Annotated in this window: 20 protein-coding genes; 3 read left to right on the top strand and 17 right to left on the bottom strand. The window is 38.1% G+C overall.

Annotated features, from left to right (window positions below; translation table 11 throughout):
• Window positions 1-46: 46 nt before the first annotated feature.
• Window positions 47-406 (top strand): aggregation-promoting factor C-terminal-like domain-containing protein, encoded by a 360-nt coding sequence (locus tag DLD54_RS01050; RefSeq protein ID WP_038520922.1) that lies wholly within the window; start codon window positions 47-49, stop codon window positions 404-406.
• Window positions 407-493: 87 nt separating this feature from the next.
• On the opposite strand, the gene DLD54_RS01045 is transcribed toward DLD54_RS01050, so the two are convergent.
• From DLD54_RS01045 to DLD54_RS01010, 8 genes are read right to left on the bottom strand one after another with little or no spacing between them, the layout of a single operon-like run.
• Window positions 494-1,369, bottom strand: coding sequence for an aldose 1-epimerase family protein (locus tag DLD54_RS01045; RefSeq protein WP_109917939.1), 876 nt, complete (start codon window positions 1,367-1,369; stop codon window positions 494-496).
• Between the two features lie 17 nt (window positions 1,370-1,386).
• The gene (locus tag DLD54_RS01040; RefSeq protein ID WP_109917938.1) at window positions 1,387-1,854 is read right to left on the bottom strand and encodes a PTS sugar transporter subunit IIA; all 468 of its coding nucleotides are present in this window, start codon (window positions 1,852-1,854) and stop codon (window positions 1,387-1,389) included.
• 21 nt (window positions 1,855-1,875) lie between these two features.
• Window positions 1,876-2,472: a class II aldolase/adducin family protein gene (locus DLD54_RS01035; RefSeq protein WP_038520915.1), complete on the bottom strand. Its 597-nt coding sequence runs from the start codon at window positions 2,470-2,472 to the stop codon at window positions 1,876-1,878.
• Between the two features lie 18 nt (window positions 2,473-2,490).
• Window positions 2,491-3,525 (bottom strand): galactitol-1-phosphate 5-dehydrogenase, encoded by a 1,035-nt coding sequence (locus DLD54_RS01030; RefSeq protein WP_109917937.1) that lies wholly within the window; start codon window positions 3,523-3,525, stop codon window positions 2,491-2,493.
• Window positions 3,525-4,478, bottom strand: coding sequence for a 1-phosphofructokinase family hexose kinase (locus DLD54_RS01025; RefSeq protein WP_109917936.1), 954 nt, complete (start codon window positions 4,476-4,478; stop codon window positions 3,525-3,527). Before DLD54_RS01025 ends, DLD54_RS01030 begins: the two co-directional genes overlap by 1 nt.
• Window positions 4,479-4,496: 18 nt before the next feature.
• On the bottom strand, window positions 4,497-5,768 hold the full coding sequence (locus tag DLD54_RS01020) for a PTS galactitol transporter subunit IIC (RefSeq protein ID WP_038520906.1): 1,272 nt from the start codon (window positions 5,766-5,768) through the stop codon (window positions 4,497-4,499).
• Window positions 5,769-5,785: 17 nt separating this feature from the next.
• Entirely contained in the window at window positions 5,786-6,079 is a 294-nt protein-coding gene (locus DLD54_RS01015) for a PTS sugar transporter subunit IIB (protein WP_109917935.1), read from the bottom strand.
• A 41-nt stretch (window positions 6,080-6,120) separates the two neighbouring features.
• Complete coding sequence (locus tag DLD54_RS01010) at window positions 6,121-6,519, bottom strand: hypothetical protein (RefSeq protein ID WP_109917934.1); 399 nt, start codon at window positions 6,517-6,519, stop codon at window positions 6,121-6,123.
• A gap of 194 nt (window positions 6,520-6,713) precedes the next feature.
• On the opposite strand from DLD54_RS01010, the gene DLD54_RS01005 reads away from it, so the two are divergent.
• Window positions 6,714-7,469, top strand: coding sequence for a DeoR/GlpR family DNA-binding transcription regulator (locus DLD54_RS01005; RefSeq protein WP_046326622.1), 756 nt, complete (start codon window positions 6,714-6,716; stop codon window positions 7,467-7,469).
• A 64-nt stretch (window positions 7,470-7,533) separates the two neighbouring features.
• Here the strand turns inward: DLD54_RS01005 and DLD54_RS01000 are convergent, their stop codons facing one another.
• The 8 genes from DLD54_RS01000 to DLD54_RS00965 all read right to left on the bottom strand — a co-directional run bounded on the left by DLD54_RS01000 (window position 7,534) and on the right by DLD54_RS00965 (window position 14,584).
• Window positions 7,534-8,064 (bottom strand): hypothetical protein, encoded by a 531-nt coding sequence (locus DLD54_RS01000; RefSeq protein ID WP_109917933.1) that lies wholly within the window; start codon window positions 8,062-8,064, stop codon window positions 7,534-7,536.
• A 181-nt stretch (window positions 8,065-8,245) separates the two neighbouring features.
• A complete protein-coding gene (locus DLD54_RS00995) occupies window positions 8,246-8,494 on the bottom strand; it encodes a hypothetical protein (RefSeq protein WP_109917932.1) in 249 nt (82 codons plus the stop codon).
• Between the two features lie 192 nt (window positions 8,495-8,686).
• A complete protein-coding gene (locus DLD54_RS00990; RefSeq protein ID WP_109917931.1) occupies window positions 8,687-9,505 on the bottom strand; it encodes an alpha/beta hydrolase in 819 nt (272 codons plus the stop codon).
• The gene (locus DLD54_RS00985) at window positions 9,492-10,262 is read right to left on the bottom strand and encodes a YibE/F family protein (RefSeq protein ID WP_046326618.1); all 771 of its coding nucleotides are present in this window, start codon (window positions 10,260-10,262) and stop codon (window positions 9,492-9,494) included. The genes DLD54_RS00990 and DLD54_RS00985 overlap by 14 nt, the downstream gene beginning before the upstream one ends.
• A complete protein-coding gene (locus tag DLD54_RS00980; protein WP_046326617.1) occupies window positions 10,259-11,374 on the bottom strand; it encodes a YibE/F family protein in 1,116 nt (371 codons plus the stop codon). The genes DLD54_RS00985 and DLD54_RS00980 overlap by 4 nt, the downstream gene beginning before the upstream one ends.
• Before the next feature lie 134 nt (window positions 11,375-11,508).
• Window positions 11,509-12,282 (bottom strand): transcriptional regulator, encoded by a 774-nt coding sequence (locus DLD54_RS00975; protein WP_109917930.1) that lies wholly within the window; start codon window positions 12,280-12,282, stop codon window positions 11,509-11,511.
• Window positions 12,283-12,308: 26 nt separating this feature from the next.
• Window positions 12,309-13,394, bottom strand: coding sequence for a D-alanine--D-alanine ligase family protein (locus tag DLD54_RS00970; RefSeq protein WP_109917929.1), 1,086 nt, complete (start codon window positions 13,392-13,394; stop codon window positions 12,309-12,311).
• Between the two features lie 152 nt (window positions 13,395-13,546).
• On the bottom strand, window positions 13,547-14,584 hold the full coding sequence (locus DLD54_RS00965; RefSeq protein WP_233559184.1) for a helveticin J family class III bacteriocin: 1,038 nt from the start codon (window positions 14,582-14,584) through the stop codon (window positions 13,547-13,549).
• 132 nt (window positions 14,585-14,716) lie between these two features.
• Here DLD54_RS00965 and DLD54_RS00960 point away from each other — a divergent pair, with 132 nt between their 5' ends.
• Complete coding sequence (locus tag DLD54_RS00960) at window positions 14,717-15,721, top strand: CAP domain-containing protein (RefSeq protein ID WP_109917928.1); 1,005 nt, start codon at window positions 14,717-14,719, stop codon at window positions 15,719-15,721.
• A 28-nt stretch (window positions 15,722-15,749) separates the two neighbouring features.
• Here the strand turns inward: DLD54_RS00960 and DLD54_RS00955 are convergent, their stop codons facing one another.
• Window positions 15,750-16,340 carry a type IV toxin-antitoxin system AbiEi family antitoxin domain-containing protein gene (locus DLD54_RS00955; protein ID WP_109917927.1) on the bottom strand — a complete coding sequence of 197 codons (591 nt, stop codon included), beginning with the start codon at window positions 16,338-16,340 and terminating at the stop codon, window positions 15,750-15,752.
• Between the last annotated feature and the right edge of the window lie 24 nt (window positions 16,341-16,364).

Raw genomic sequence — 16,364 nt, 5'->3', positions numbered from 1 at the left:
TATTATTATCCATAGAATTAATATAGTTAATTGTGGGGATTGAAATATATTGAAGAACAGTAAAAGTTTAATACTTAAGTTAATTACAGCACTGGCGCTTTCATTTAGCTTTGTCACTGCGGTAGAAACAACTAACACCGGCTCGTGTACACAAACTGTACAAGCCGCTCGTAAGATGTCAAAAGCTGAACGTGCAGCTAAAAGATGGATTGCTATGCGTGAATCAGGCGGTAATTACTACGCACGCAACGGTGTTTGTTATGGCAAATACCAATTAAACATTGCTTACCTGAACGGTAATTATTCTAAGAAGAACCAAGAAAGAACCGCTGACAGATACGTTTACGGTCGTTATGGTTCATGGGTTAATGCCAAGAACTTCTGGCTAACACATCACTGGTATTAGAAGATACCTCTTTAATACAACTATCCCATTAAGAAAAGCAGCCTAACTAATTGTTAGGCTGCCTTTTTTATTAGTAAAAATCACTTGTTAAAATGTTCCGATGACCGTTTCAAAATGTTTGCTTTCTCCCGGAGCAAGCAAATTATTGCCCAATTTTTGATACCAATCTACTGGTTCTCCGGCTTTATCCGGCAATCCCGCAAATGGCTCAATACAAACAAACGGTGCGTTTTTGCCTTCTGGACTCCATAAAGTTAAGTACGGAAAATCTTTAATATTAATCCGCAAAATATTGCTGTCAGGCTTGCGTTTTAGTAAGACTGAATTAGCGTTATGCACATCCAGAATGACCAAGCCCTGATCTAGGAAACTATGACCAAGCGGAATTTTATTAAAGTTTGCCTCGGCTAACGGTGCAATCATGCCATTGCGAAAAGGTACTGGACCCACACCGTATCTTGCAACAGGGGTAGAACTACCCTCAAGTTCTATACTGTATTCTTCCAGAAAACCTTTAATGTTCCAGCCCGGATGAAAGCCTAATGCAAACGGCATTATTGTTTGATTGGGATTTTCTACAGTGAAACTGATTTTCAAACCTGCACTAACGAGCTCATACATGACACGCAATACGTATGCAAAAGGAAAAACCTTTTTAGTTTCAGGCGTCGCATGTTGCACCAGCTCTACCTTAGCAGAACCATACCGCTTAACTTCGTCGAACCGGTAGTCACGAGCAAAGCCGTGTTGTTTCATCTTATAAAATTTATTGTTCAGTAGGTATTTGCCCTCATTTGACCGACCAATAGCAGGGAAAAGAATTGGTGCATGGCGTTTCCAAATTGAGCCGTCTGGATCATTCCAAACTAAGTCATAATTGACATCTTTAAGCACAAAATGTGTTAATTCTGCTCCAACCTCGTTTATTTCTGCTTGATATTTGTCATTTTCAATCTTGATCAATTTATTACTGCACCTTCTTAATCAACTTGTAAATGTTTGGTAACACTGGCAGATATTTCTTGAGCTGTAGTTGCTGCCAAAAAATCTTGGGCGAATGCATCGTTCACAAATAAGTTCATGAGCGCTGCTAAAACATCAACCTGCTTGCGGCCGTCTTTAATGCCCAGAATAAAGACATCTTTAACCTTAATCTTTTCTCTGTCAGCCATCTGTTCCACCACAATTGGTTTAGCCAAGCGCAAAATATAAATGAACGGTGCATTGACGTTTTCGGGATCGGCATGCGGAATTGCAATATTAAAGTTTTTAGTCATTAAGCCGGTGGGAAATTCTTTTTCTCTTTTAGTCAAAGCCGCCGCATATCCCGGCTTTACCAAACCTTTTGCTAATAACTTTTTAGCCGCATAAGCAAACAAATCGGGTTCATTGTCTACCTCAATGTTTATATCTATCAAATCAGTTTTAAAAATATCCTGCAAACTCATTGGTCAACTCTCTTTTCACTTTTATGAAAGCTTTTTATAAACAAAACTCTCTTTGGCAATTTTGGCATTCCATTCCAACCTTTCCGCCATATCATAAGCTTTTTCAAGGGTTGGTCCCGTTACTAAGATGCCGTGACGATTAAGTAAATATGCCTTAGTCGCTTGTTGATCAGCGCGTACTTGTGCCCGCACAGTGTTAGCAAGATCCATTGTCATCGCCTGATGATACTTAAAACACTTAATAGTCCCAATCTTCTGGGTTGCCTCGGTTAAGTTAGGCATATCAATCCCCAGCGTTGAAAAAGTCATTGATTCAAGAGCATGAGCGTGGACAACAGCACCTATTTCCGGATTTTCTTCATAACAAGCCAGATGCATGTTAACTTCCCGTGTTACTTTGCCGTCGCCTTCAATGACGTTTGCGTCTTTATCTAAAACCAGAATTTGATCAGGACGCAAATCACAGTGAAAATCTTCTGCCATCAATCTGGGCGTCATAATATAGTGATTTTCATCAACCTTCACACTGACATTTCCGCCAGCGGAATTAGTTACTTTGCGTTCATACATGTTTTTGACAAATTTAACCAGTTTTTCACGTTCACTTTGGTATAGCATAATTTTTTATTTTTCTCCTTAGCTTATTTTGTACATTACTTTGATTGCGCCGGCATTTTTATCACTTAATACTGCAAACGGCTTATCTTGATCTGTTAGTGAATAGACTCCCGTAATCAGTTTTTGCGTACTGATCCTGCCTGATGAAAGATAAGCAATAGCAGCTTGCCATTCGTACCCGGGAAACGGTGCAGAAAATGACAGCCACGAACCAGTAATCTCCAGTTCTTTGCGCAAAATCTGTTCAAATTCCTGATATTGAAACGTTGTGGGCTTAGTCGTCTTACCGATAAAAACCACTTGGGCATGCTTAGCGGCATACTTCAATGCTTGAACTTGAGTAATAGGGTTACCCGCAGTTTCAAAAACCGCATCAAATAATTTACGCTTTGACAAATATTGGTCTAAATTGACCTTGGCTGAATTGATGACAACATCTGCACCACATTCTTGAGCGACCTTTAAACTGGCATCTTTAATGTCAACCACCGTAATTTTCCCTGCACCTCTTGCTTTAAGTGCCATCACGGTCAATAAGCCGACGGAGCCCACGCCTAAAACCAGAACATTTGCCCCCGCTTTAAAATTGACACGCTCAATTCCATGAATAGCTACCGTAAGTGGTTCAATAGTTGCTGCTTCAGTTAAAGAAATATTGTCGGGTAAGACCAGACAGTTTTGTGCCGGCACCGCCACATATTCAGCTAATGCTCCCGGGACGCTTGAACCAATAAAAGTATAATTGGTACACATTGATGGTAATCCCGCTTGGCATTCAGCACATTTGCCACAGGGAATAAGTGGCGCCACGCTAACGCGATCTCCGACGCTTAAACCGGTAACCGCACTGCCCAATTTGGCTACAGTTCCTGAAAATTCATGACCGGGTATCTGGGGAAAATGATGCACCTTGCCTTCATAGTAACGTGGCAAGTCTGAACCACAAATTCCTGCATACGCTACATGAATCAGTACTTGGTCATTTTCAATTTCTGGAACGGGAATATCCTGCAATTCCATTTTATTTTTGGCAGTAATTACTAATGCTTTCATTACTTAGTTTTTGCTCCTAGTTCTAAATCTTGTATCTCTATCTTTGCATTTGCTAATTGCTTTGGCGTTACTTCTGGGAACCAGTTTTCTACATTACTGGTTGAAAAAGCTAACGCTTCCCGCAGTATTGACGTTTCTTCTTCTTTTCGTGCCAATCCGTGCATGAACCGTCCTAAGAAAAAGTCACCACTGGCATTAGGGTTTTTAACTTCTACCGGTTGTGAATAACCATAAAGGTATTTGTGCCCAATTCTGCCAATCGCTCCTTTGCCTCCCAGAGTAATAATAAAATTGCTAATTGCGGGATCAACATCAGATTGAAGAAGATGAAGGTAGTCCTGAACTGTTTCCAACTTCTTCTGCGGAAAAATATCAAGAATTTCCTCATTGTTGATCTTAATCATGTAAGGAGCTAATTTATACGCCTGCCTGAGCGGCGCCCCACTGGTATCAATTACCATTCTGGCTTTAACACCGCGCTGCTGCAGCTGTTCATCCACATCACTGATATAGGTTTCAGGCATTCCCTGCATTAAAGAGCCGGAAAAAACGATATAGTCACCATTTTTAACACTATCCAGCAATGTATTAGTAAAACTGTTAAATAAGCGCTGGTTAAGTTTAAAACCATATTCCTGTGACAAAATTAGCGATCTGTCACTTTCATCAACTAATATGTGACATAGTCTGGTATTAGTATCAACGGCTGTTCTGACTATGGGGTAATGATAATAATCAGCCAGCTGAATAAAGTGCTCACCATATTTACCACCTAGAATTGTATGAATTTTAAAATCAACATCGTGGTCAAAACTCAGTGCATAAGCCACATTAAAGCCCTTGCCTCCCGGCACTTCTTTCATTTTTAATGGGCGGTTAGGCTTATCCCGTACAATTTTTTCAAAAAGTAAAGTCCGGTCAATTGCCGGATTAGGGCAAATTAAATGAATCATAATTTGTTACCACCTCAGCTACAAAATTCCAGCTAACAACTTAAGCAGGTAATATGTTATCCATGAATACCACTGTGTACCGATTGCCAGAGAAGTAATCTGCGTTATCCCAGACGGAACGTGATAGCCGATTGAAGAAGCTAAATTAGTCAAAAGCGGTGCAGCAAAGCTTGACATGTAAAGCGTAATGCTACAAATAAATAAGGAAATGATGATGCCGCGGAACAAATTGCCTTTTGAAGGCACAATGGCAAAAATAACGTAAAACGGTAAGGCAGTCAGATCGGCAAGTGGCATTGCCTTATTGCCCGGCAGGATAAAAGCTAAAATCATTGTGATCGGAACCATGATTAACCCCAACGTTAAGACGTACGGGTTGCCAATTCCTAAAGCTGCATCCATCCCGATGTAGAGCTTTTTACCGTTAAATCTTTTTTGCATAAATTCCTGCGCTGCTTCGGAAATAGTTGATAGTCCATCCATTAAAATGGCAACCATGCGCGGAATTAAGACTAAACTGGCTGAAATTGCCACTGCTGTAGTCAATATTTTGGCAACAGACATTCTCGCAACTGCCGCCATAGCACCACCGATAATTAAGCCCATCATCATTGGTTCACCGAAAATACCTAAGTGTTGTTGTAATTTTTCCGGCGTCCAGCTAATTTTCTTCACACCCGGTATCTGATCGAGCAGCCAATTTAAGGGATAGCCTATCACCGCCCAGTTCGTAGTTTGCAATCCTGGAAACGAAACTCCTTCCAGACCTAGATTTTCTTCCACATCCTTTTGCGTATAATCAGCCAGTTTAAATATGATTGCCATGTTAATCACCGCGCTTAATACTGCTATAAACATATTTTTAGTGGTTAAATAAAGCGCACTGGCTGTAAACAACGGCTGCCAATAATTCCAGATATCAATATCCATAGTCTTGGTCCAGTTGAATGCAATCATAATGATATTGGTCAAAATGATTGCTAAGAAAACAAACGGTACTACCGGAGTTCCCCAAGCAATTGATGAAGCCACTGGCCAACCAGTATCAGTTGCTGTCAGATGAAAGTGGTACTGTTTCACGAGGGCTTTGACTACTGGCGAAATTGAATTCATCATCATTGCCGACATCACGTTGATACCGACAAAGCCAATTCCGACGGTCAATCCTGCTTTAAAAGCCACCCCAATCTTTTTGCCAAAAATGAGACCTAGTATGGTAATTATTATTGGCATCATGACACTAACACCTAAATTTACGATATATTGGAAAAAATTGAGAATTAGTTCCATAATGTATTGCCCTCCGTTTAGCCTTCGAGTATTTCTTTGATTTTAGCGACTGTTTTTTCTTTGCCGATACCTGTTAAAAGTGATTGCCCCAAAATTACGGGGACGTCACCAATATCAGCGGAAATCATTGTCGAAGACACTATCAAATCTGGCCTTCTACTAGCTACTTTTGCTGGTATATCAGCGACAGTACACTGGACTATCTCAAAGGGAATTTTCAAGTCCGATACAATATCAGTTACTTTCTTGTTTAAAATTGTTGATGTGGCTATCCCTGTACCACAACAAACATATAATAATTTTTTCTTCATAATTGTTCTCCCAGTATTTAATTGACCAAAAGCATAATCCCTTAGAGTTTTTGATAGATAGCAGTTAATAAATCGTATTCAGACTGGTAACTATTCTTTTTGTTAAAAAACAAAACATCATAACTACCGCTTGAGGAGCTAAGTGTTTGTACCCAAAGCTCATTTCTAGTTGGTACTAGCAACCAAAAACTCATTGCCTTTTTATGCTTGAGCCATAACTCATAAATTTGCCCAAGAGCCAAATCTCGATTCTTTAATACAACTTTTTCAATCTCCTTAGGAATATAAAAAAGATAAATAATGTGAGCATACATTAGTAAAAAGCCGTAAATTAGAAAGCCAATTGCATAAAATATTCGATTTGTTGAAATATTATGGATGATTCCTTTGCCCAGATTGCCCAAAAAAAGATCATTAAGCGCCTTTACAAAATTTATCAATTTACTTTTCCTTTCATTAACGTTAATTTTTCTATATAATTTTTTTAGAAACCGATTTCAAAATTAATTGTAATGACACTATTTTTCATAAGCAATACGTTTCACGTATTATGATTTTTGTTCACTTTTTTTGATTATTTTGTTCATACTTAGTCATCAAAATTAGTAAATTAGTTGTGAATGGAGGATAAATTTTGTATAAAGATAGTAGATTGCAACAAATTATGAATATTCTTAATTCGGTTGGAAAAATTAAAACGTCAGAACTAGCCACTAAAATTTATGTTAGTCAGTCAACCCTGCGGCGGGACTTGGTCTTACTGGAAAAGCAAAACATGATTAGCAGGAAGTTTGGCTATGTCAGCTTATTAGGCAAGGCAAACTTAGAGTTTCCTTATTCCGTGCGTGAACAAGAGAATGTTAAGGGCAAGAAATACATTTGTGAAAAAGCAGCTTCTTTTATTACCAACAATATGGCTGTATTTTTGGATTCAAGTTCTACCACCAGCTTTATTCCAGACTACTTATTTAGAAAGAATAAGCTGGTGTTTATTACCAACGGGCTGCTGCATGCCTATAAATTGAGTAAATTAGAAAATGTGACGTTATATACTTTGGGCGGGCATAACCCCAGAAGTTTCGGAGGAACCGTTGGCAGTGACACGATTGCTCAAATCAATAATTACAATACCAATTTGGCAATTGTTTCTTTTGGCAGCCTGCTAAACGACAGTGTTTATATCACTGACAAGGAGCAGGCCAATTTTCGTTTGGCAATGATTGCCAATGCCAAGGAAAGTTTGCTCCTAATGGATAGCAGCAAGTTTGAACAAAGCGACTTTATTAAAGCAAGTACTTTAAAGATTTTTAAGGCGATCATCTCTGACAAGAAACCGCCTAAAGATACGATCAAGTATTGCAATAAGCACGATATTGAACTTATCTGGTAAATTGCCAATAAAAATAAGCCTTGAAAGATTTAGGTCCTTCAAGACTTATTTTTTCTTTTACCACTCAGTTTTTGCCGGCAAGTATATTTTTAATTAGCGCATACCGCTTATCCCAGTTATTAATGATTAAATTATCGCATTCTTGGTTTAATAAAAAATTGAGCAAATCTGCTTTATCAGGTCGATCTAAAAACAAATATTTTTGCGGAACAACAATTTGGGGTAAAACTGCTCGCAGCTGCTCAAGCGTAATTTTTTTAACAGCACAAGATTTTAAAATCGGAATAATGCAACCATCATCTTTAGGCATAAAATAGTCATAAATTTCAGCATAATCATCATTTTGAATTTCCTGACCAATTTGCGCTAAATTAGCAGCATTATTGCGAATTAGCGGGGCACACTTAATAAATAATTGAATGCCGCCAGCACTGCCAGTAGTATAGACAAAGGCTTGAAAACTATCTTTGAAAAAACTTTTGCGGTATTCAATTATTTTTTGACCGGTTAAAATTTCTTTTACATACTCTTGATGTAGAGATATTAGTAAAGTGGGTAAAAATGGATCATAAACTTCATCTTTTATTTTACTCATTGGCAAAATTCCCTTTCAGTATTTCTAATTATTTCACTACTATGTTCATCATAAATATCTTTATTTAAACAAGCAACTTTATCTAAAAAAGTAATTAGAATAGGCTCGCCCCCTAATTTTGGGCGCAAAAAAGCGGGTTATACTTCAACTATTGAAGTACAGCCCGCTTTTTCCTAATCAGCTACACTCTGTGTCTTAACAAATGAGCCTTTGCGGGTTCACCTTTTAACCAAGTCGCAAAGAACGCATAGCCGAAGACCATCAACGCAACTACAGCTGCCAAAATAATCATATTATTATTGTTCAGCGTAATTGTCTGTTCCTCATCTAGCAGGTTCTTTGACTCATTAACTTGGTTGCATAATCCAAAGAATAACATGATTAGACTGCTTAGAGTTAGTAAGCCATTAACTGCCGTTAAAATTTTCATCTTCGTTAACTTCAAAAAATCATGTCCTTTCTTTCGATTTAAATACCAGCATTATATACCCTTTAAAAATAAATGCAACCCCTTTGCTTAAAATAATTTAAATTTTTTGTTTCTAATATGAATATTATTAGAATTTTATAATTAAATCTTCTAAATCCGAACAAAAAAGAAGTACAAAACTCGTACTCCTTTTTATTGCCATTCACTTGTTAACCATTCTTGCGCTAGTTCAAACCAATGCGCCGCGTGCGGATTTTCCTGCCATTCTCTGCCTTTAACCACCATGTCTTTGCGTGCCAAAGAAAAGCCGTGACCACCACGATTAAAAATATGAACTTCACACGGCACTTTCTTTTCTTGTAAGGCCTCGATATACTCAAACGTATTAGTTACAAGAACAATGGGGTCATCCCAAGCATGAAAAATAAAAGTTGCCGGCGTATTTGCAGTTACGCCTAAAGAACTGTCCTTAATAAATTCATCTGCGGGAACTTTATCTTGTTCATCTGCCGGAATATCAAAACCGATCTTGGTCAAATTAATTAAGGGATAGCCCAAAATAGTTTTATTAGGCAGAACTTCTTCACTCTTAAAGCCAAATTCTTGCTGGTATTTGGCAGAATTAGCCATACTGTTGGCAAAACTGGTAACGTGTCCGCCCGCTGAAAAGCCGATCGTCACAATTTTTTCAGGGTCAATTTGGTATTTTTGCGCATGTTCACGAAAATACTTAACAGTGGTTAAGACATCAAGACCAGCATCTGGATAAATGTCGCCTTCATCTTGCACTAAGTTATATTCCATCACCACACTGTTGAAACCGCAATTGTTAAAAGCCAATGCAACCGGCTCGCCTTCTCTTTTTGACAAATGGTCAAAACTACCACCGGGTATCACTATTGCGAGGGGATGCTTGGGAGTCACCAATTCGCCAATTGATCCCAAAGTATATGTATGCAGCTGGAATTTGCGCTGGTTAAAATTAGTTAACGTTAGATCATTTACTTTCATCTTTTTGCCCCACTTTTATCATATTCTTCGCCAAAAATGTTGTTGTTAATGGTACTGTTAATAATACACCAATTAAAGAATACATTATAATCAAAGCTTCATTGACAAACATCTTTTCATTTAATACTTCGCCTAAAGTGTAATTCAAACGTATGTACCACAAAAATAACGAAAGAAAACTGCCGAACATCCCAAACAAAATGGTATTCATCGCTGTTCCCAATACGTCATTACCGATTTTAGCACCACTGGCCTTGAGCTCCTCATACGATATTTGCGGATTATGCTTTTTGATTTCGAGCAAACCGGAGCTCATCGCAACGGCAGATTCAGCTACAGCACCAAGTGTGGAAAAGATAGCAACTGCTACTGCAATTAAAGGGTAACTCAATCCCGGCATTTGCGATAAGCCCACCAGAATTTCGCCCGCTTCAGGACCAAGACCGGCAGCTTGTGCCAGCCACTCAAAGCCTAGGATAATTACGCTAACTGCCAGACACACAATGAGTGAGGAATAAAAAGAGTTTTTCGCAACTTGATAATCATGTGTTCCAAGAAAAATTATGGTTACCAGTTTTAGCGGCACAAAAATCAAAATCAGAAGTGGAATATTGATACCCCAAGAAATCAGAATAGCCACTAAAATTAACAACAATGTGTTGATTAAAACGCTGAAAAAACTGCGAATTCCGGTTTCTCCACCAACAATTGTCATTAAAATTGCTAATACAATCAATAAAGCAGTTAACGTACTCATTTTTTATTCCCCGCTTTCCACTTTTTTTCTTCTAAAAATAGCAGGCTGCATCCAGTCGCGAAGACCACTGTCAAAACGATCCCAATCGCGGAAATGACACTTTGGGTAACACCAAGAGAGAGTGTAAAACCGAAAGTGGAGCGCAAACTGTTGTTATCCCGTAAATAAATAATTGTCAGCGGCAGTTCCTCCGACATAAAAATTAATACCAACACGTTAATTAGTGGCCCCATGATTTCCTGACCCATTGTGCGCCCACTGTGAACTAATTGCTTGGCAGTTAAGTCTGCCTTAGTCTGAACTAGTTCGTAAAGACTGGAAATGATATCGGTGGCCTCATCCATTACCGCTCCTAAAATACCTAATAAAGTTTGTGCTAAAAAGATGCCCCGCGGATCTTGGGTGGCATAATCTCCAGTTTCGTATTTAATTTCCGATTCCCCTGTCAGACGCATAATTAAATAGCATAGTGCAAAAGATACGAAGGTGCCTAGAATAGTCGCGAGCCAAGTTGCCAACATTTTGCGGTTAAAGCCCTGAACGACTAATAAGCTAAAGAAGGAAAAGACAATGTCGGCTAAGCCAAACAGCAAGACAATATAAGATCCATTCAGCTTAATATCGAGCATGATCACGAGGTAGAAAATTACCCAGCTAAGTATCATTGAAGCTATTAAACTCAAAGATTTCTTACCTGAAACTGCCACTAATAGCGTAGACATCACAGTCATTGCTAAAACTAACACCCAATCCCGCTTAGGGTCTTGGATGATCGGCTCGCCATGTTTGATATTAACAAATAACCGCTGACCCGCACGGAACTTCTGGGTGACTAATTGTGACGGATAATACATATTGGTAGTTTTGTATGTCTGACCCTTAAATTTACCTGACAAGACCTTTAAATGAAGAACTTGCTTTCTGGTTTCGTCTTTGTTGCCATAGACATCGGTACTTTTTTCTTCTAAAGTATCCTTAATTTGACTATCGGTCACTACGGCTACATCATTTTTAGAGTAAATATCTGTCGCAAAGTAGGTGCAAGTGGTTAAAATTAAACCCACGACTGCAATTAATACCGCAAATAAGTAGCGCTTCTTAATTTTTTTCAATCAAAATCATTCCCATCAATTTATACTTACCTACTGTAACTTAAAAACAGTCAATATAAATAAATTTTTAGTTAAATTTGCAAAATTTAACTATTATAAAAAAACGACTTTTGGTTAAAAGTCGTTTTCAATTATTACATATCTAAGAACCGCTGCCACCAATGTGTCTTTTCCGGTTCCACCTGCATATCTGCTAAAGTACGGTGAGCGTTGGCGTTTGCACTCTTTTCCGCATTTTCCTTTGCCTTGGCTAAGATTTCCTCATGCATCTGCTCACTTGATTTTCCTTCATCTTGCGCTACTTGAGCCCGCTTTTCAGCCGCAGTTAATGGTTTGGTTGCCGGCATTTCTTGCACATCCGTGATAGGATCATCAGTCACAATTCCCGAAATATCCGGTAACACACTAAAATCTTCTGCAGCACCATTTGTTTTGGCAGCAGGCTGTTCTAATTGCTCCTGCTTTTTGAGCAGCTCTTTATTCTGTTCTTCAATTTGGTTTAATTGCTTTTGCAGGTTGTTAAGAGCCGTATTTTGCTGGCCAATTGTTTGCTGCAAAGCGTTCAGCAATTTCACCATTTGGGAAGTGGACATTACTTCTTGTTTTTTGCCACTTTCCTTTTTCTTAATCCGTTCATTTTTGTCAGTAACTGCAAAAATTTGCTGTGCGGCTTCCTGCAAGGTTAAGCCGTTATCCTGAGCCAATTGGTGAAAATCTTCCAAATCACGCACATTTTGCTTACTGTATAAGCGGGCGTTTTGCTTAGTACGTGCATAATAGTCGGGTTTACCAGTAATTTTCTCTACAATTAAAGAATATTTGCGTAAAGTAGCCACACTAATGTGCAATTTCTTAGCCGTTGCAGCCGGTGCGGTTAATTCTTCAAAATTATGCTTATCTTCACTCATCAGATATACTCCCTAGCACAATTAAATTAACCAATCTTATGTAACAAGTTTTTCTTATGGTTAAAACGCTCCTGGGCTTTTTCAATCAGGCGGGTAATTAACTCAGAATATGAAATACCTGCTTCTTCAAAAAGTTTAGGATACATACTTATATTGGTAAAGCCCGGTAATGCGTTCACTTCAGTTAAGATGATCTTATTATCGCTATCGCGCAGTGTGGAGTCAACACGGGCTAACCCACTGCATTCTGTGACTTGATAAACTTTTAGGGCATTAGCTCTAACTTTAGCTACAATTTCTTGAGGTAATTTAGCAGGAATCTGCAAGGTAGTAGTGGAATCATCATCATATTTATTTTCATAGCTGTAGAAAGTACCAGCTGCATTAATAATTTGTCCGACACCGGAAACAATTGGTTGATCATTACCTAAAACCGCAGTCTCAACTTCGGTACCGTGAATGGTTTCCTCAATTAAAACTTTATCATCATATCTAAAAGCATCGGCTAGAGCCTCAGCAAACTCCTCTTTGTTAGTAACATGATGAACTCCAACTGAAGAACCTTGATTTGACGGCTTAACAAAGAGGTCGCTACCAAGTTTAGCACTGACCTTGTCATAGTCCCGCTTGGCATTAGCAGCGTCTTCATATTCAAACCGCTTAATCGCGATCCAATCAGCTACAGGAACGCCGACGCGTTGTGCTAAAATCTTGGTAAATTCCTTATCCATTGTCACAGCCGAAGCTAACACATCATCACCGACAAAAGGCTTATTTAAAATGCGGAACAGCCCTTGCAAACAACCGTCTTCACCTAAATTGCCGTGTACAATCGGAAAGAAAACATCAATTTCCGGTAAATTTTTTAATTGAATTAAATTTGAAATGTTGGCAACTTCATGAGGATTTTCAATGGTATATTTAGGATTTTTTAAGACTTTAAAAGAGTCTTCTTCACTTGCTAAATAGCCGTCGTTAGTAATCCAAATTGGATGCACATCGAATTTATCTTGGTCGATGGCATTATAAATATTATGGCCAGACATAATTGATACTTCATATTCAGATGAATTACCACCAAAAATTAAACCAACTTGTGTTTTCTTAGTCATTATTTTTACCTCTTAGTCATTGTTTCTAACTTTTAATTATACGGCAAGAAAACCCGAAGAATTGTAAATTAGACAATTTTTTAGGAATATTTTTTATTATAAGCAAAAAGTCTTGCATAAGGCAAAATCATATCCGAAAAATTTATACTATATTAAAAATTGTTATTTGAATCCCAAGTGATTTCATAAAGTTTATTGATTTTTGTTGGGTGCTTGTCGGGAGCAGCTGGGACAAAAGACTGATGATAAGCTACCGTCAAGTAAACATCATTCGCACTAACTAGTTGTAAGCCTTCCAGTTCTGTATAATAGCCGGGGATTTCCAGCTTGTTTGCACCAGCTAAGTCAACTAATTCCCAAGCCTGAGGATCGACTGCTGCCCAGGGAATTTTAATAATCTTTCTATCCCGACCTAACCTATCATCTGCAAATTGGCTGGAGAGATAGATATCACGGTGATTGCTAATAGCGAAGCCTTGCAGCGAACCAACTAACCCACCATGACCAGAAAAATTGGGCACTTTAAATGCAGCAATGCAATTTATCGTTCTAATATCAACATGTTTGGTTTTAGTTGTAGCGTGATCAAGAGCATCATTAATATCAGTTAGATAATAAAGCGCAAAATAGCCGGTATAGTCATTATCGCCATAGGCTACTAAAAAGTAGCGCAGATCAGGTGACACAGCGACTTCTACACGTGCAAACTGCTCTCCAGAGCAGCTGATGCCCAAATCTGCTCCTGCATAATTCAAATTTGATAATCGCGGTTGCATTTTAGTATTGGCAGCAATTTTAAAATAATGCGGCATTTTGATACGTGCGACTTGCTTTGACCATGTCGACCAACTTTGATTTAAATCATTTGGTTTGGTGCCTATAAACCATTGACCAGATCTGCCGGCAAATTCCAAAGTTTGTGTATGTCCTGCAGCTGAACCGGTTAAATGTAAAACTGGTATTTTTTTATTAAAAACAGCATTAATGTTATTTTGCCCGCGATAAACCAGAGTATCACCCGCAACACGCTGCATAGCATAGAGCTTGCCATCAATGATACTGGTTTTTTGCACTACTACCTGGCGCAAGTCCTGATCTACTGGTCCAGTGACCCCGTCCCAGTCATCTAAATTAGCTGTTAAAGTGATACTGATATTTTTTGCTAGTCGCATGCCTTCACTGTTAGTCAAAATCTTTTCCTTATAAAAGTCCTTTACAAAAAGCCATTCAAATTATTAAATATAACTATCATTTGGTAATTTACACATACCTATTTTTATTTTGCCTTATAATTAGTGTTAAAGAAAGGAGAGCATCTTTAAATGTTCAAAAAAATTTATACTGCCCTCTTATGTTTGCTTTTCTTTTTTCCTTTTAGCAATACACAAACATACGCTGCGGAACTCACACCAATTGAAAAAAGCAAGATAAACAAGCTGCAACAGGAATACGCACAGCTCGATAATACTGCTTTTAACTTTAATAACCTTTATTTAACTAAACCCCATTTTAAAACCAAATTTAAGCAGGGTGTGCTTGTACCTGCATATCTCACTAGTCAATTGGCGTACACAAACTATTACCGCGAATTGTTTGGTTTAAATCCGGTAAATGAAAACTCGGAGGACAATATTGCCGCGCAAAAAACTGCAGCTGTTTTAGCTGCCTTAAATGCTAACCCGATGATTAACCAGCATAATTTACCTCATGATAAGCGCCCCAAATTAATTAGCAAAGATACTTGGCAACTTGCCCGTAACACATCTAATCAAGCAAATCTTAATTTCAATACCACTGACCAATCTGCAGGAGATGTTATCACTGATTTATTGACTGACCGCTATAATTTAGGCGGAGCAGACACCGGTCATCGTGCTTGGCTGCTATCAACGCGCTTAACTACAACCGGTATCGGTGCGGCTTATGGTACGAATGGCTACCGTTATTCTGTGCAAAAAGTATTCAATCCGGTTGACGTTTTCCGCTCTCCGAGCCAAGAAATGGTCACATATCCTAGCGCTGGCGTTTTCCCTATTGAACTTTTAGCAGGTGAAAATATTGCCTGGTCAGTTTATCTTTCCAGCCGCCATTTTGAGGGAATACCAGTCATTACTATTACCGATAAAGATAATGGTGAAACTTATCATGCAAAAAACGTCCGTAATTATAGTAAGACCGGTTACGGCAACTTTGAAACGATTATTACTTATTATCCTGGATCAATACCGCTAATAGTTGGCCATGAATATGAAGTAAAAATCACGGGTTTAACCAGTTATAGTTTTAAACTGTTTCAACTTCAGGAAAAATCCAGTTCTGCGCAATAATAAAAGCTTCGAAATTTATCATTCATTTTTATAGCAATATTTCTAGGTATTCTTGAACTTTCTTAACAGTTTTGAATTTTCTCGCAAAGTACAGCAATTTGGCAATATTTTTATTTGGCTGTTTTAAATATTGCTTATAAGCCTTATTTATTATTTCAGGATCAATGTGGTTTTGTGGACGTAATATTTCTGCCATAGTTCGATCAATAGAATAAACCCTAACATTATTTCCAGTAGGAGTTTTTACTATTTCTATACCTAAATTATACATTTGAGGTACTTGCTGATGGGACACAATTTGTTCTTTTAATTTCGAATTTTTGTATCCTCTCGGAAAGGTAAGATCGATTTTATCTGGGACACGATCACTCAAACCAAATAAATAAAGAGCGGAGTTCAACGAAATTATTCCTTTCTTGAGCCTAAGCTGAATAGTATAAAAAGCATCTTCTAAATGATTTGGGCTGCCATAAATCCCTTTGTCAATTAAAATCAACATGTTGTCTCTAATGTAGCTCTTGATTTGCTGTCCCGAATAGTTTTTCTTTGTAAGTTGTTTTCTAGACAGTACATAATTATTTTGCTTTAACAAATTTTCCAATTCAGATTTATCAGTCATTTCAGTCACATCCTTTTATCTATA

Origin of the sequence: Lactobacillus helsingborgensis (assembly GCF_003173695.1) — a bacterium.
In the GTDB taxonomy this organism is placed as follows: domain Bacteria; phylum Bacillota; class Bacilli; order Lactobacillales; family Lactobacillaceae; genus Lactobacillus; species Lactobacillus helsingborgensis.
Note: the sequence above shows the minus strand (reverse complement) of the source record. Positions and strands in the feature narration are given on the sequence as shown.

Coding starts and splice junctions, on each gene's coding strand:
- DLD54_RS00995 (WP_109917932.1), bottom strand. CDS start 8,494: ATGAAAATTTTAACGGCAGTTAATGGCTTACTAACTCTAAGCAGTCTA.
- DLD54_RS01025 (WP_109917936.1), bottom strand. CDS start 4,478: ATGATTCATTTAATTTGCCCTAATCCGGCAATTGACCGGACTTTACTT.
- DLD54_RS00970 (WP_109917929.1), bottom strand. CDS start 13,394: ATGACTAAGAAAACACAAGTTGGTTTAATTTTTGGTGGTAATTCATCT.
- DLD54_RS01020 (WP_038520906.1), bottom strand. CDS start 5,768: ATGGAACTAATTCTCAATTTTTTCCAATATATCGTAAATTTAGGTGTT.
- DLD54_RS00960 (WP_109917928.1), top strand. CDS start 14,717: ATGTTCAAAAAAATTTATACTGCCCTCTTATGTTTGCTTTTCTTTTTT.
- DLD54_RS01035 (WP_038520915.1), bottom strand. CDS start 2,472: ATGCTATACCAAAGTGAACGTGAAAAACTGGTTAAATTTGTCAAAAAC.
- DLD54_RS00975 (WP_109917930.1), bottom strand. CDS start 12,282: ATGAGTGAAGATAAGCATAATTTTGAAGAATTAACCGCACCGGCTGCA.
- DLD54_RS01000 (WP_109917933.1), bottom strand. CDS start 8,064: ATGAGTAAAATAAAAGATGAAGTTTATGATCCATTTTTACCCACTTTA.
- DLD54_RS01040 (WP_109917938.1), bottom strand. CDS start 1,854: ATGAGTTTGCAGGATATTTTTAAAACTGATTTGATAGATATAAACATT.
- DLD54_RS00990 (WP_109917931.1), bottom strand. CDS start 9,505: ATGAAAGTAAATGATCTAACGTTAACTAATTTTAACCAGCGCAAATTC.
- DLD54_RS00955 (WP_109917927.1), bottom strand. CDS start 16,340: ATGACTGATAAATCTGAATTGGAAAATTTGTTAAAGCAAAATAATTAT.
- DLD54_RS01015 (WP_109917935.1), bottom strand. CDS start 6,079: ATGAAGAAAAAATTATTATATGTTTGTTGTGGTACAGGGATAGCCACA.
- DLD54_RS00985 (WP_046326618.1), bottom strand. CDS start 10,262: ATGAGTACGTTAACTGCTTTATTGATTGTATTAGCAATTTTAATGACA.
- DLD54_RS01030 (WP_109917937.1), bottom strand. CDS start 3,525: ATGAAAGCATTAGTAATTACTGCCAAAAATAAAATGGAATTGCAGGAT.